16 protein-coding genes are annotated in these 14958 nt (G+C 65.6%); all 16 read left to right on the top strand.

Features of this window, described 5'->3' with window-relative positions:
- Positions 1 to 191 precede the first annotated feature (191 nt).
- The 16 genes from hflK (at position 192) to fabF (ending at position 14900) form a co-directional block, all read left to right on the top strand.
- Positions 192 to 1355, top strand: coding sequence for an FtsH protease activity modulator HflK (hflK, locus tag EBL84_RS10490; RefSeq protein WP_123140762.1), 1164 nt, complete (start codon positions 192 to 194; stop codon positions 1353 to 1355).
- Complete coding sequence (gene hflC, locus EBL84_RS10485; RefSeq protein ID WP_123140761.1) at positions 1355 to 2242, top strand: protease modulator HflC; 888 nt, start codon at positions 1355 to 1357, stop codon at positions 2240 to 2242. The genes hflK and hflC overlap by 1 nt, the downstream gene beginning before the upstream one ends.
- A gap of 297 nt (positions 2243 to 2539) precedes the next feature.
- Positions 2540 to 2722 (top strand): DUF2065 domain-containing protein, encoded by a 183-nt coding sequence (locus EBL84_RS10480; protein WP_062274437.1) that lies wholly within the window; start codon positions 2540 to 2542, stop codon positions 2720 to 2722.
- A gap of 13 nt (positions 2723 to 2735) precedes the next feature.
- A complete protein-coding gene (locus EBL84_RS10475; RefSeq protein ID WP_123140760.1) occupies positions 2736 to 3929 on the top strand; it encodes an ATP phosphoribosyltransferase regulatory subunit in 1194 nt (397 codons plus the stop codon).
- Positions 3930 to 3941: 12 nt separating this feature from the next.
- A complete protein-coding gene (locus EBL84_RS10470) occupies positions 3942 to 5237 on the top strand; it encodes an adenylosuccinate synthase (protein ID WP_123140759.1) in 1296 nt (431 codons plus the stop codon).
- 11 nt (positions 5238 to 5248) lie between these two features.
- A complete protein-coding gene (locus EBL84_RS10465; protein WP_207301260.1) occupies positions 5249 to 5512 on the top strand; it encodes an OadG family protein in 264 nt (87 codons plus the stop codon).
- A 97-nt stretch (positions 5513 to 5609) separates the two neighbouring features.
- Positions 5610 to 7415: a sodium-extruding oxaloacetate decarboxylase subunit alpha gene (gene oadA, locus EBL84_RS10460; protein WP_123140758.1), complete on the top strand. Its 1806-nt coding sequence runs from the start codon at positions 5610 to 5612 to the stop codon at positions 7413 to 7415.
- Positions 7416 to 7425: 10 nt separating this feature from the next.
- Positions 7426 to 8562 carry a sodium ion-translocating decarboxylase subunit beta gene (locus EBL84_RS10455; RefSeq protein WP_062274423.1) on the top strand — a complete coding sequence of 379 codons (1137 nt, stop codon included), beginning with the start codon at positions 7426 to 7428 and terminating at the stop codon, positions 8560 to 8562.
- 49 nt (positions 8563 to 8611) lie between these two features.
- Positions 8612 to 9181, top strand: coding sequence for a YceD family protein (locus EBL84_RS10450; protein WP_123140757.1), 570 nt, complete (start codon positions 8612 to 8614; stop codon positions 9179 to 9181).
- Positions 9182 to 9251: 70 nt separating this feature from the next.
- The gene (gene rpmF, locus EBL84_RS10445) at positions 9252 to 9428 is read left to right on the top strand and encodes a 50S ribosomal protein L32 (protein ID WP_005223716.1); all 177 of its coding nucleotides are present in this window, start codon (positions 9252 to 9254) and stop codon (positions 9426 to 9428) included.
- 50 nt (positions 9429 to 9478) lie between these two features.
- Positions 9479 to 10510 carry a phosphate acyltransferase PlsX gene (plsX, locus tag EBL84_RS10440; RefSeq protein ID WP_123140756.1) on the top strand — a complete coding sequence of 344 codons (1032 nt, stop codon included), beginning with the start codon at positions 9479 to 9481 and terminating at the stop codon, positions 10508 to 10510.
- Complete coding sequence (locus tag EBL84_RS10435; RefSeq protein ID WP_123140755.1) at positions 10510 to 11466, top strand: beta-ketoacyl-ACP synthase III; 957 nt, start codon at positions 10510 to 10512, stop codon at positions 11464 to 11466. The genes plsX and EBL84_RS10435 overlap by 1 nt, the downstream gene beginning before the upstream one ends.
- Positions 11467 to 11493: 27 nt before the next feature.
- Positions 11494 to 12438 carry an ACP S-malonyltransferase gene (fabD, locus tag EBL84_RS10430; protein WP_123140754.1) on the top strand — a complete coding sequence of 315 codons (945 nt, stop codon included), beginning with the start codon at positions 11494 to 11496 and terminating at the stop codon, positions 12436 to 12438.
- Positions 12431 to 13171, top strand: coding sequence for a 3-oxoacyl-ACP reductase FabG (gene fabG, locus EBL84_RS10425; RefSeq protein WP_123140753.1), 741 nt, complete (start codon positions 12431 to 12433; stop codon positions 13169 to 13171). Before fabD ends, fabG begins: the two co-directional genes overlap by 8 nt.
- A gap of 154 nt (positions 13172 to 13325) precedes the next feature.
- The gene (gene acpP, locus EBL84_RS10420; protein ID WP_005223711.1) at positions 13326 to 13562 is read left to right on the top strand and encodes an acyl carrier protein; all 237 of its coding nucleotides are present in this window, start codon (positions 13326 to 13328) and stop codon (positions 13560 to 13562) included.
- 99 nt (positions 13563 to 13661) lie between these two features.
- On the top strand, positions 13662 to 14900 hold the full coding sequence (gene fabF, locus EBL84_RS10415) for a beta-ketoacyl-ACP synthase II (protein ID WP_123140752.1): 1239 nt from the start codon (positions 13662 to 13664) through the stop codon (positions 14898 to 14900).
- Positions 14901 to 14958 lie beyond the last annotated feature (58 nt).

Genomic DNA, 14958 nt, shown 5'->3' with positions numbered 1-14958 from the left:
GGGATGCGTGTCCGCGTGACCTCATCATGCGATATCGCTTGATATCGGCCTCGTACGTCGGCATTGTTCTACGCGATATTCACCTGCCATCGGATTTGTCGTGACGCCCTGTTTGCAGTGGCTGGATCGTCAACCCCCGACAGGGCAATCCGGGACGACTCCCCCAACCAACCAGTACAGACGGAGAAGCTATGGCCTGGAACGAGCCAGGTGGCGGTAACAAAGATCCTTGGAGTGGTGGCGGCGACCAAGGACCGCCCGATCTCGACGAGGTGGTACGCAAGCTCCAGGAGCGCCTGGGTGGGCTCTTCGGCGGCAAGGGCGGCGGGCAGGGCGGCCCGAGCGGTGGTCCCGGGCGCGACCTCAGTCTGCGCCTGATCGGTGTGGCGGTGGCCGTGCTGGTGGTGATCTGGCTGGCCACCGGCATCTATATCGTCGGCCCTGCCGAGCGCGGCGTCGAGACCCGCTTCGGCAAGCTCACCGAGACCACCGGGCCGGGGCCGCATTGGCACATCCCCGCACCGATCGAGTCGGTGACCAAGGTCAATGTCGACGAGATCGCGACCTTCAGTCACAAGGCATCGATGCTCACCCAGGACGAGAACATCGTCGATGTCGAGCTGACGGTGCAGTCGCGTATCCAGGATGCGGCGAACTATCTCTTCCAGGACCAGAATCCCGAGAAGACCCTGCGTGACGCCACGGTGACCGTGGTGCGCGTGACCATCGGTGGCAGCAAGCTCGACTATGTGATGACCGAGGGTCGTAGCGCGGTGGCGGTGACCATCAAGGAGCGCATCCAGGCGCTGATGGATCAGTACAAGACCGGCCTCGAGGTGACCACGATCAACATGCAGCCGGCCAAGCCGCCGGAGCAGGTCAAGGCCGCCTTCGACGATGCCATCAAGGCCCGCGAGGACAAGGAGCGCATCGAGAACCAGGCCGAGGCCTATGCCAACGAGGTGTTGCCGCGCGCCCGTGGTGAGGCTGCGCGCATCATCGCCGATGCCCGCGCCTATCGCGACAAGGTGATCGCCGAGTCCGAGGGTGAGGCGGCGCGCTTCAGTGCCATCCTCGCCGAGTATCAGAAGGCCCCCGAGGTGACGCGCGAGCGTCTCTATCTCGAGACCATGGAGCAGGTGCTCGGCGGGAACGCCAAGGTGCTGCTCGACGTCAAGGACGGCGGCAACAGCCTGATGTACCTGCCCATCGATCAGATGCTCAAGCAATCAGCAACGCCGGCCCAGAGTGGCCCGGCAGCGTCGGCGCCGGTCGCGGCGACGCCGGCGAGCGCCACCGGGGCGAGTGATTCCACGCCCCAGCGCATCGTGGACCGTGAGCGGAGGACGCGTTGATGAATCAGTACAGGACCCTGCTGCCGATCGGCGTCGCGGTGCTCGCGCTCCTCGTCTACAGCTGTACCTTCGTGGTCAAGCAGTACGAGGTGGCGATCAAGCTGCGACTCGGTGAGATCGTCTCCGACCAGTACGGCCCCGGGCTGCATTTCAAGCTGCCCTTGATCAACTCCATCGAGATCTTCGATCGTCGTATCCAGACGCTCGACTCGCGTCCGGAGCGTTTTCTCACCATCGAGAAGAAGGACGTGATCGTCGATTCCTACGCCAAGTGGCGGATCTCCAACGCGGCGCAGTTCTTCCGCTCCACCGGTGGCAGCAGTGCGCGGACCAGCCGGCTGCTCTCGGAGCGGATCAACACCAGCCTGCGTGACGAGTTCGGTAAGCGCACCATCCAGGAGGTGGTCTCCGATGATCGTCTGGAGCTGATGCAGATCCTCACCAAGGAGGTCAATGCCAACACCGAGGATCTCGGTGTCGAGATCGTCGACGTGCGGGTGAAGAAGATCGACCTGCCGCCCGAGGTCAGTGAGTCGGTCTATCAGCGCATGCGCGCCGAGCGTGAGCGGGTGGCGCGTGACCTGCGGGCCAAGGGTTCTGAGGCCGCCGAACGGATTCGCGCCGATGCCGATCGTCAGCGCACCGTGATCACCGCCGACGCCTATCGTCAGTCCGAGGAGATCCGCGGTGAGGGCGATGCGCGCTCGGCCGAGATCTATGCCGGCGCTTATAGCGTCGACCCCGAGTTCTACGCCTTCTACCGGAGTCTCGGTTCCTATCGCCACGCCTTCGGCAATGGTGGCGACGTGATGGTGCTCGAACCCGATTCGGAGTTCTTCCGTTTCTTCCGTCAGCAGCAGGCCCCGGTCGAGGCCATCGGCCGCTGATCCTCCCTCCGCTGCAGGATGCGGCCCCGTTTCGGGGCCGCATTTCCCCACCCAAGACGTCTTGCAGACGTTTCGTCCACGTTTCAGCGACCCTTCGCACCCTGGTTAAATGCATGCATTTTGTTGTCAAAATGCTGCTTTTGCGCTGAAATCACGTTTTTCTGTCTGTCTGCGGGGTGTTTTTCGATGTCCCGGCGATGGACAAATGCCCTTGCGTCTGGAAAGATGGGCGCCTTTTGAAAGGGTACCAGCCCGGTTGCGTTCGCGTGATCGAGCCCCGGTCGAGGACGTCTGGTTGTGAACGAGCTGCTGATCGCACTGGCGCTGATGCTGGTGGTCGAGGGGATCTGGCCGTTTCTCTCGCCGCGAAGCTTCAGACGCGCCTTGTTGCTGATGGTGGCCGAGCGGGATCGGGCGCTGCGTTTGGCCGGGTTGACGAGCATGATCGTCGGGCTCGGGCTGCTCTATCTGGTGAACTGAGTTTTAGTGCGCAATGAATGAGGAACGGTGGCTGCTGCCAGCCGGAATCGAAGAGGTGCTCCCGCCCCAGGCCCAGGTCATCGAGGGGCTGCGTCGCGAGTTGCTGGATCTCTATGCCGGCTGGGGATACGACTTGGTCATCCCGCCGTTCATCGATTATCTCGACTCGCTGCTGACCGGGACCGGTCAGGACCTCGACCTGCAGACCTTCAAGCTCACCGACCAGGTCTCCGGGCGGTTGCTCGGGGTGCGGTCCGACATGACCCCGCAGGTCGCGCGTATGGATGCCCATCATCTGCGTCGTGATGTGCCGCAGCGTCTGTGCTATCTCGGCACCGTGCTGCGCACTCGCGACGACGGCTTCGGTGGGACGCGCAGCCCGCTCCAGCTCGGTGCCGAGATCTATGGTCATGGCGGCGTCGAGAGCGATATCGAGATCCTGCGCCTGATCATGCTCACGCTGCGCGCGGCGGGGATCGAGGAGAGCTATCTCGATCTCGGTCATGTCGGTATCTTCCGCGGGCTGGCCCGTCAGGCCGGGCTTGATGCGGCACAGGAGCACGCGCTGTTCGATGCGCTCCAGCGCAAGGCGGTGCCCGAGGTCGAGCAGCTGATCGGCGGCTTCGGCGTCCACGGTGCTGCGGCCGACATGCTGGTCGCGCTCGCCGAACTCAACGGCGCCGATGCGCTGGTGCGTGCCGAGCAGGTGCTGAGTCGCGCCGACCAGCCGGTACAGGCCGCGCTCGATGACCTGCGGCGCATCGCCGAGGGGCTGCAGCGCTGGCTGCCCGAGGTCGGGGTCCACTATGACCTCGCCGAGTTGCGCGGTTATCGCTACAAGACCGGCGCGGTGTTTGCGGCCTTCGTCCCCGGCTGGGGGCTCGAGGTCGCGCGTGGCGGGCGCTATGACGACATCGGTCGGGTGTTCGGCCGGGCGCGCCCGGCGGTCGGCTTCAGTGCCGACCTCAAGGAGCTGTTGCGTCACGGACGCGGGCTCGAGCAACGCTATCGCGTTGACGCGCCGGTGCTCGCGCCGGCCGATCCCGATCCGGCGCTGCGCGCCGAGATCGAGCGGCTGCGCGCCGCTGGGCGACGGGTGGTCGAGGTACTGCCCGGGGTCGAACAGGATCCACGTCAACTCGGCTGCAGCCAGACCCTGGCGCGGTGCGAGGGGCGCTGGGAATTACAAGCTATCGATGCGGAGTAGGAAAGAGTCTAGATGGGCAACAACGTCGTTGTAATAGGCACCCAGTGGGGCGATGAGGGCAAGGGCAAGGTCGTCGACCTGCTGACCGATCGCGCTGGCGCCGTGGTGCGTTTCCAGGGTGGACACAACGCCGGTCACACGCTGGTGATCGACGGGGCCAAGACCGTCCTGCACCTGATCCCCTCGGGCGTGTTGCGCGAAGGCGTGCGCTGCCTGATCGGCAACGGCGTGGTGCTCTCGCCGCAGGCGCTGCTCGACGAGATGGCGATGCTCGAGCAGGCCGGCGTGCCGGTGCGCGAGCGTCTCGGCATCAGTGCCGCCTGTCCGCTGATCCTGCCCTATCACGTCGCGCTCGATCAGGCGCGCGAGCGTGCCCGCGGCAGCAACGCCATCGGCACCACCGGGCGCGGCATCGGTCCGGCCTACGAGGACAAGACCGCGCGGCGCGGCATCCGTCTCGGCGAGCTGCTCGATGCGACCCATTTCGAGGCGCGTCTCGGCGAGGTCCTCGACTATCACAACTTCGTCCTCGAGCACTACTACAAGCTCGCGCCGCTCGAGCTCGCGCCGATCCGTGACGAGGCCCTGGCCCATGCCGAGGAGCTGCGTCCGCTGATCGTCGACGTCCCCGGCCTGCTGCACCAGATGCGCGCGCGTGGCGAGGACGTGCTCTTCGAGGGCGCGCAGGGCGCGCTGCTCGACATCGATCACGGCACCTATCCCTTCGTCACCTCCTCGACCACCACCGCCGGCGGTGCCGCCAGCGGCAGTGGGGTAGGGCCGCGCGACCTCGACTATGTGCTGGGGATCGTCAAGGCCTACACCACCCGTGTCGGGGCTGGCCCCTTCCCCTCGGAGCTGTTCGACGACGAAGGCAATCATCTCGGGGTGAAGGGGGCGGAGTTCGGCGCCACCACCGGGCGCAAGCGTCGCTGCGGCTGGCTCGACATGGTCGCGCTCAAGCGCTCCTTCGCCATCAACAGCGTCACCGGCATCTGCATCACCAAGCTCGATGTGCTCGACGGCATGGAGCGGGTGCGGATCTGCACCGGCTACGAGCTCGACGGCGAGCTGCTCGAGACGCCGCCGGTAGGCAGCGAGGCGATGGCCCGCTGCACCCCGCGCTATCTTGATCTGCCCGGCTGGAGCGAGTCGAGCGTGGGCGCCGAGAGCTACGAGGCGCTGCCCGAGAATGCGCGACGCTATATCGAAACCATTGAACAGCTCAGCGGACTGCCGGTCGATCTGGTCTCGACGGGTCCCGATCGTGTGCAGACCCTGATCCGACGTCATCCGTTCGACGTCTGAGGGCTATCGTCATGACCGAAATCTCCTTTTCAAAACTCTTCCTCGAAGGCTTGCAGCTGATGGGGGTCGGGATGACCATCGTGGTCGCCTTCCTGATCCTGCTCATCGGCGTGCTTCACCTGGTGGCCGCCGCCGTGCGCCGCTGGGCCCCAGAGGAGACCGCGCCCGAGGCGCGGCCCGCCTTCCCGCAAGGTGCCGGGGCCGTCACCGATCGTCGCCTGACCGCGGCGATCACGGCCGCCGTCGTCCAATACCGGAAGCGACGCCGGACCTGACACCCAGGGGTCCGTCTGTAACCGGGGCGTCGTCGGGGGGTGTACCCGCCTGACCGGCGGCGCCCCTGATCGCGAACTTCGAAATCGAACCTTCACCATGAACGATCCCAAGCCGCTCGGTATCACCGAGGTCGTCCTGCGCGACGCCCATCAGTCCCTGCTCGCTACTCGGCTGCGTCTTGAAGACATGCTGCCGATCGCGCCCAAGCTCGATCAGGTGGGCTACTGGTCCATGGAAAGCTGGGGCGGGGCGACCTTCGACGCCTGCATCCGTTATCTGGGTGAGGATCCGTGGGACCGTCTGCGCCAGCTCAAGGCGGCGATGCCGAACACCCCGCAGCAGATGCTGCTGCGCGGCCAGAACCTGCTGGGTTATCGGCACTATGCCGACGATGTGGTCGAGTCCTTCGTCGAGCGTGCCGCGACCAACGGTATCGATGTCTTCCGCGTGTTCGACGCGATGAACGACCTGCGCAACCTCGAGGCTGCGATCAAGGCCGTCCTCGCCACCGACAAGCACGCTCAGGGCACCATGTCCTATACCGTGAGCCCGGTGCACGACCTCGACTACTGGGTCGACATGGGTCGTCGTCTCGAGGACATGGGGTGTCACTCGATCTGCATCAAGGACATGGCCGGCCTGCTCAAGCCCTATGTCGCCGAGCAGCTGGTCACTCGCCTCAAGGAAAGCTGTTCGATCCCGATCGCGATGCAGAGCCATGCCACGACCGGCATGAGCACCAGCACCATCGTCAAGGCGGTCGAGGCCGGTATCGACATGGTCGACTCGGCCGTCTCCTCGATGAGCATGACCTACGGGCACTCGCCGACCGAGTCCGTGGTCGCCATCTTCGAGGACACCGATCGCGCCACCGGGCTGGATCTCAACCTGCTCGAGGAGATCGCCGCCTACTTCCGTGACGTTCGCAAGAAGTACTCCAAGTTCGAGGGTGCGCTCAAGGGTGTCGACTCGCGCATCCTGGTCGCCCAGGTGCCGGGCGGCATGCTCACCAACATGGAGAACCAGCTGCGCGAGCAGGGTGCGAGCGATCGTCTCGACGAGGTGCTGGTCGAGATCCCCAAGGTGCGCGAGGACCTCGGTTTCATCCCGCTGGTCACCCCGACCTCGCAGATCGTCGGCAGCCAGGCGGTGCTCAACGTGCTCATGGGTGAGCGCTACAAGAGCATCACCGCCGAGACCGCCGGCGTGTTGCGCGGTGAGTACGGTGCCACCCCCGCGCCGGTCGACGCCGCGTTGCAGCAGCGCGTGCTCGAAGAGGGTCAGACCCCGATCACCTGTCGCCCGGCCGACAACCTCTCCCCGGAGATGGAGTCGCTGACCGCGCAGCTCCAGGAGATCGCCGAGGAGCGTTCGCTGAGCCTGGCCGACGAGGTGGTCGACGATGTGCTCACCTACGCGCTCTTCCCCCAGGTCGGGCTGAAGTTCATCGAGAACCGCGACAACCCCTCGGCCTTCGAGCCGGCGCCCTGGACCGAGGCACCGGTCGCCGCTGCCGACAAGGCCGCACCTGCCGCTGCCGCGAGCGGCGCGGCGATGGCCGAGGCCTATCGTGTCGAGGTCGACGGTCACGCCTACAACGTCCGTGTCTCGCCCGAGGGTGCGGTCGAGATGATCGCCCCGGCTGCGGGTGCCGCCCCGGCCGCCGCCCCGGCGCCTGCTGCGGGTGCTGCGAGCGAGGTGCCCGCGCCGCTGGCCGGTACCGTGTTCAAGGTGCTGGTCAAGCCCGGTGATCAGGTCGCCTCCGGCGACGTGGTGATGATCCTCGAGGCGATGAAGATGGAGACCGAGGTGCGCTCGCCCGAGGGTGGAACCGTAGCTGCGGTCTGCGCCTCCGAGGGGGACGCGGTGCAGGTCGGTCAGGCCCTGCTGACCCTGAGCTGAGCGCGGACCCATGGAAAAGTTGTTGCTACTGTGGCAGTCCACCGGACTGGCCAATTTCACCTGGGGTCAGGCGCTGATGATCGGCGTCGGCGGTCTGCTGATCTATCTGGCGATCGCCAAGAAGTTCGAGCCGCTGCTGCTGCTGCCGATCGGCTTCGGCGCCATCCTCTGTAACACGCCGGTGGCCGGGATCGGTGGTCCCGACGGCATGGTGGGCATGATCTACCATGTCGGCATCGAGACCGGGATCTTCCCGCTGCTGATCTTCATGGGGGTCGGCGCGCTGACCGATTTCGGCGCCCTGATCGCGCGCCCCTCGACCCTGCTGTTGGGTGCCGCGGCGCAGTTCGGCATCTTCGCCACCCTGCTCGGGGCGCTGGCGCTGAACCTGATCCCCGGGTTCGACTTCAGCATGGCCGATGCCGCCTCGATCGCGATCATCGGTGGCGCCGATGGCCCGACGGCGATCTTCCTCGCCTCGCGCCTCTCGCCCGATCTGCTCGGCGCCATTGCCGTGGCCGCTTACTCCTACATGGCCCTGGTGCCGCTGATCCAGCCGCCGATCATGCGCGCGCTGACCAGCGAGTCCGAGCGTCAGGTCAAGATGGAGCAGCTGCGCCACGTCTCCAAGCTCGAGCGCATCCTCTTCCCGTTCGCGGTGCTGGTGCTGTGCGTGACCCTGCTGCCCTCGGCCGCACCGCTGATGGGCATGCTGATGTTCGGTAACCTGCTGCGTGAATCGGGTGTGGTCGATCGCCTCAGCCGCGCCGCGCAGAACGAGATCATCAACGTGGTCACCATCATGTTGGGTCTGGCCGTCGGCTCCAAGCTCTCGGCCGAGATGTTCCTCAACGTGCAGACGCTCGGCATCCTGTTGCTCGGCGCGCTGGCCTTCTGCATCGGTACCGCCACCGGTGTGATCATGGGCAAGATCATGTGCAAGGTCACCGGTGGCAAGGTCAATCCGCTGATCGGCGCCGCCGGCGTCTCGGCGGTGCCGATGGCCGCGCGCGTGGTCAACAAGGTCGGTCTCGAGTCGGATCATCACAACTTCCTGTTGATGCATGCGATGGGGCCGAACGTGGCCGGTGTCATCGGTTCGGCAGTGGCCGCCGGTATCCTGCTCGCGCTGGTGGGCGGTGGTTGATTCGTGGAAGTTGACGAAATCGCCAAAACTGGGTTAATTTGATTAGCTTATGTCAGCGTCGTTACCTGAGCGACTGGACCCATGGCGTGCCGCGCAGGCCGCGCGTGTCTTCACCGGCACGATCGAGCTTGCGCGGCTGCCGAGGCTTGCCGAGGCCGTCCTCGGTCTCGCCCCGCTTGCGCAGGGCAAGGCCGAGGTCTGTTACCGTCTCGCCTTCGAGCGTGATCCCCGGGGGCGCGTGCGTGTCTTCGGGGACGTCGATGCGGTGTTGCGGCTGCCCTGTCAGCGCTGTCTCGGCGAGGTCGCCGTTGCGGTGAGCGCGCCCTTGAGGCTGGCGCTGGTGCGCAGCGAGCAGCAGGCCGAGCAGCTCGACGAGACACTCGACCCGGTGCTGGTCGAAGACGACGAGCCGGTGCAGCCGCTTGACTGGATCGAGGACGAGCTGCTGCTCGCGATCCCGGCGGTGCCGCGTCATGCGCCCGGTGAGTGTGAGGCGCCGGTTTCTACCGATGCCTCGCCGCCCGAGTCCGAGCCGTTGTTGGAGACGACGCCGGAGCGGGACAACCCGTTCGCGATTCTGGCGAGTCTGAAGTCGCGCGGGCGCGACGACGAGGGCTGATGGTTTCGCAATTTCGATCAACGCGACGTCTCGTGCCAACGAGGCGTCAGATCCGTACCTGGAGATAACAATGGCAGTTCAGCAGAATCGCAAGACCCCTTCCAAGCGCGGCATGCGTCGCTCCCACGACGCCCTGAGCAAGCCGACGCTCTCGGTCGAGCCCTCGAGCGGCGAGACCCACCGTCGTCATCACGTCTCGGCCGACGGTTTCTATCGCGGCCGCAAGGTTGTGGACAAGTCTGAGTGATCCGGTCGGTCCGTTTCGGGTCACGGTCGCGACACGCGAGTCGAGCATCGATGGCACAACCCTGCACCATTGCACTGGACGCCATGGGCGGCGATCACGGCCCGAGTGTCGTGGTCCCGGCAGCGCTCAAGTATCTCGCGGACAACCCGCACGCCAATCTGATCCTGGTCGGCGACGAGCAGCGTCTTGAGGGCTATGTCGGCGGGGTGAGTCGCGAGCGCCTGCGGATCCATCACGCCTCCCAGGAGGTGGCGATGGATGAACTGCCATCGCGGGCGCTGCGCAGCAAGAAAGACTCGTCGATGCGCGTGGCCATCGACCTGGTGCGTGCCGGCGAGGCCGGTGCCTGTGTCAGCGCCGGTAATACCGGGGCGCTGATGGCGACCGCGCGGTTCGTCCTCAAGACCCTGCCGAGCATCGATCGACCGGCGATCAGCACCACGGTGCCCTCGCTGCACGGTCATACGCATATGCTCGATCTTGGCGCCAACGTCGATTGCTCCGGGGCCCATCTGTTCCAGTTCGCCGTCATGGGCAGCGAGCTGGCCGCCGTCGTCGATGGCATCGAGCAGCCCAAGGTCGCGCTGCTCAACATCGGCCAGGAAGAGATCAAGGGCAACGAGCAGGTCAAGCAGGCCCACGAGTTGCTGCTCAACAGCAGCCTCAACTATGTCGGCTATGTCGAGGGTGATGGCATCTACCTCGATGACGTCGACGTGGTCGTCTGCGATGGCTTCATCGGCAACGTCGCGCTCAAGTCGAGCGAAGGCGTGGCCAAGTTCGTGCGTCATTCGCTGCGCAAGCAGTTCAAGCGCAACTGGTTCAGCCAGCTTGCCGGACTGGCCGCGATGCCCATCCTCAAGCGTTTCAGCCGCGACATCGATCCGCGTCGCTACAATGGTGCCAGCCTGCTCGGACTGCGCGGTATCGTGATCAAGAGTCACGGCGGCGCCGATGAGATCGCGTTCGAAAACGCAATCTATATCGCCGAGAAGGAGATCCGCGAGGACATCCCCAAGCGGATCGGTGAACAGGTCGGGCGTCAGCTCGAGGGCAGCGGACAGTACAGGGAAACCGCCTGATGAAGTATTCCCGCATTCTCGGGACCGGGAGCTATCTGCCGGCCCGCGTCATGACCAACGCAGATCTCGAGGCTGTCGTCGATACCTCAGACTCCTGGATCCGGGAACGCACGGGAATCGAGAAACGTCACCTGGTCAGCGACGGGGAGAGCTGCTGCGATCTGGCCGAGCAGGCCGCGCGCAGGGCGCTGGAGGCGGCGGGCATCACCGCCTCCGACCTTGATCTGATCCTGGTGGCGACGACCACGCCCGACCAGTTCTTCCCGAGCACCGCGACCCTGCTGCAGCAGCGTCTCGATGTGCACGGCTGCCCGGCCTTCGACCTGCAGGCCGTGTGCGCCGGCTTCGTCTATGCAATGGACGTGGCCGACAAGTTCATCCGCACCGGCGCGGCCAAGCGCGCGCTGGTGGTCGGCGCCGAGACCTTCTCGCGCATCCTCGACTGGAACGACCGCACCACCTGCGTGCTGTTCGGTGACGGCGCGGGTGCGGTGGTGCTCGAGGCCGCCGACGAGCCTGGCATCCTCTCCACCCATCTTCACGCCGATGGCGCTTACAAGGACCTGTTGCAGGTCCCCGGTGGGCTCGGCAACGGTCACCCCGACGCCCGCTTCGTTCAGATGAAGGGCAACGAGGTGTTCCGCATCGCCGTCACCACCCTCGGGCGCATCGTCGAGGAGACCCTCGAGGCCGCAGGCCTCACCAAGTCGGACATCGACTGGCTGATCCCCCATCAGGCCAATATCCGTATCATCCAGGCGACCGCGCGCAAGCTCGATCTGCCGATGGAACGGGTGGTGGTGACCGTTGCCGAGCACGGCAACACCTCCTCGGCCTCCATCCCGCTGGCGCTCGATCAGGCGGTACGCGACGGGCGTATCCGTCGTGGCGAGACGCTGTTGATGGAGGCCTTCGGAGGCGGTTTCACCTGGGGCTCGGTCCTGGTCCGTTACTGATTTCCCTCTTGATCTTCCTGTATTGCGATGCCACAACAACTCGCCGTTTTCTTTCCCGGTCAGGGGTCGCAGGCGCTCGGCATGCTCGATGCCCTCGCCGCGACCTATCCCAGCGTTCGCCAGACCTTCGAGGAGGCCTCTGACGCCCTCGGTCAGGATCTCTGGCAACTGGTGAGCAGCGGTCCAGAGGACGCGCTCAACCGCACCGAGAACACCCAGCCCGCCATGCTCGCCGCCGGCATCGCCGTGTGGCGGGTGTGGCGTCAGGCCGGTGGTGCTCCCGCCACGGTCATGGCCGGGCACTCGCTGGGCGAATACAGCGCCCTGGTCGCCGCCGAGGCCCTGGGCTTCGCCGATGGCGTCCGTCTGGCCGCCGAGCGTGGCCGGCTGATGCAGGCGGCGGTGCCGCCGGGCGAAGGCTCGATGGCCGCGCTGCTCGGACTCGACGACGACACCGTGATCGCACTCTGCGCCGAGCAGGCCGGCGGCGAGGTGCTCGAGGCGGTCAACTTCAACTCCCCCGGACAGGTGGTCATCGCCGGCGCCAGCGCCGCGGTTGCGCGCGCGGTGGAGGCGGCCAAGGCCGCCGGCGCCAAGCGCGCGGTACAGCTGCCGGTGAGCGTGCCCTCGCACTGTGCGCTGATGCGTCCGGCCGCCGAGCAGCTCGCCGAGCGTCTCGCCGAACTCGATCTCTCGCTGCCCCAGGTGCCGGTGCTGCACAACGTCAACGTTGCCCCGGCCGCGGATGTCGCCGAGTTGCGCGATCTCCTGGTGCAGCAGCTCTATCGCCCGGTACGCTGGGTCGAGACGGTACGCAAGGTCGCCGGCGACGGGGTGCCGGCCGCCATCGAGTCGGGCCCGGGCAAGGTGCTGGCCGGACTCTGCAAGCGTATCGACAGGAACATGACGACGCTGCCGGTCTTCGACCCGAAGACCCTCGATGCGGCACTGGAGGCGACTGCCAATGCTTAAGGGTGAAATCGCGCTCGTTACGGGCGCCTCGCGTGGAATCGGTCGTGCCATCGCCATGGCGCTGGCCGAGCAGGGTGCGGCAGTGGCCGGCACCGCGACCAGCGAAGCCGGCGCCGCGGCGATCGAGCAGGCGTTCAAGGACGCCGGCCATCAGGGTATCGGTCTGGTGCTCAACGTCTCCGATGCGGAGTCGATCAGCAGCGCCCTGGCGACGCTCAACGAGCGTCTCGGTGCGCCCAGCATCCTGGTCAACAATGCCGGGATCACTCGCGACAACCTGCTGATGCGGATGAAGGACGAGGAGTGGGATTCGGTCATCGAGACCAACCTCACCTCGATCTATCGTCTGGTCAAGGCCTGCCTGCGTCCGATGACCAAGGCGCGCAAGGGGCGCATCATCAACATCGCTTCGGTGGTGGGGGCCAGCGGCAACGCCGGTCAGACCAACTATGCGGCGGCCAAGGCCGGGATGATGGGCTTCACCAAATCGCTCGCCCGCGAGGTCGGCGCCCGTGGCATCACTGTCAACTGCGTCGCCCCAGGCTTCATCGACACCGACATGACCCGGGTGCTGCCCGATGCCCAGCGCGATGCGCTGCTCGGCTCCATCCCGCTCGGTCGACTCGGTGCCCCTGAGGAGATCGCCGCTGCCGTGACCTTCCTCGCCTCTCCCGGCGGGGCCTATGTCACTGGCGAGACGCTGCATGTCAACGGTGGCATGCACATGGCGTGAAAATCTTTTCCTTGATTGATATAAATGACTTATATCAATCGGTTAGGGTTTTCACCTAAGGCTATTTATTGGCTTTCATCGACCCTCGTTTGTCACTAGAATACGGGCTGGCTCAGCGAGGGCCACTTTATTCATTCCGGAGGAATCTTTCATTATGAGCAGCGTTGAAGATCGAGTTCGCAAAATCGTCGTCGAGCAACTGGGTGTCAAAGAGGAAGAAGTGACCGCCGAGGCGTCCTTCGTCGACGATCTGGGCGCGGACTCCCTCGACACCGTGGAACTGGTCATGGCCCTCGAGGAGGAGTTCGAGACCGAGATTCCTGACGAAGACGCTGAGAAGATCACCACGGTCCAGCAGGCCATCAACTACATCAACGAGCACCAGGCCTGAGGCAGGGTTGCTGTCCGCGCGCAGTCGTCCGTCGGAGACGGACGCCGCACGCGGCTCGACCCGCCAAATCGTGGTGTACTGAACGAGAAGGGGTAAGCAATGGCAGGCAGAAGGGTAGTTGTCACTGGGTTGGGTCTGGTGGCGCCAGTTGGTCTGAACGTCAAGTCCGCTTGGGACAGCATCCTTGCCGGCAGGAGTGGGATCCAGCCGATCACGCACTTCGACATCGAACCGTTCAGCACCCGCTTCGGTGGGCCGATCTATGGCTTCGATCCCAGCGAGTACATCGCCGAGAAAGACGCCAAGAAGATGGACAAGTTCATCCACTACGGTGTCGCCGCGGGCTCTCAGGCCATTGCCGACTCCGGACTGGAGATCGATGAGTCGAACTGCCGCCGCATCGGCGTCGCCGTCGGCTCCGGCATCGGTGGCATCACCGGTATCGAGAACAACTACGAGGCCTATCGCTCCAAGGGGCCGCGTCGGATTTCTCCCTTCTTCGTTCCCGCCAACATCGTCAACATGGTGGCGGGCAATCTCTCGATCAAATTCGGCCTCAGGGGGCCGAACTACTCGATCGTCTCGGCCTGTGCGACCGGCACCCACAACATCGGTGAGGCCGCGCTGATGATCCGTCACGGCTATGTCGACGTGATGCTCGCCGGCGGCGCCGAGATGGCGACCTCGCCGGTCGGCCTCGGCGGCTTCGCCGCGGCGCGCGCACTCTCCACCCGCAACGACGATCCGGTCGGCGCCAGCCGTCCGTTCGACAAGGAGCGCGACGGCTTCGTGCTCAGCGACGGCGCCGGCGTGGTGGTGCTCGAGGAGTACGAGAGCGCCAAGGCCCGTGGCGCGCACATCTATGCCGAGCTGGTCGGTGTCGGCATGAACTCCGACGCCTACCACATGACCGCGCCCTTGACCGATGGCTCGGGTGCGGCCGACTGCATGCTGATGGCGCTCAACGATGCTGGCATCAGCCCGGATCAGGTCGACTACATCAACGCCCACGGCACCTCGACCGTGGCTGGCGACCGAGGCGAGACCCTCGCGGTCAAGCGTGCGCTCGGCGACCATGCCTACAAGACCATGGTCAGCTCCACCAAGTCGATGACCGGTCACATGCTGGGCGCCGCCGGTGGCGCCGAGGCGGTGTTCTCGGTGCTCGCGCTGCGCGATCAGGTCGCGCCGCCGACCATCAACTACAGCACCCCGGATCCGGAGTGCGACCTCGACTACGTGCCCAACACCGCACGCGAGTCGAAGCTCGACGTGGTGATGTCGAACTCCTTCGGTTTCGGCGGTACCAACGGCACCTTGGTGTTCCGTCGGGTCTGACCCCGCGTACCCATCGGGGACGGCGCCTCTCGCGCCGTGCCCCGGTGGGCGCTTCCCG

The sequence above is a fragment of the Marichromatium sp. AB31 genome, from assembly GCF_003718685.1.
Classification (GTDB): domain Bacteria; phylum Pseudomonadota; class Gammaproteobacteria; order Chromatiales; family Chromatiaceae; genus Marichromatium; species Marichromatium gracile.
The sequence above is the reverse complement of the archived record's forward strand: the minus strand, read 5'-3'. Positions and strand labels throughout refer to the sequence as shown.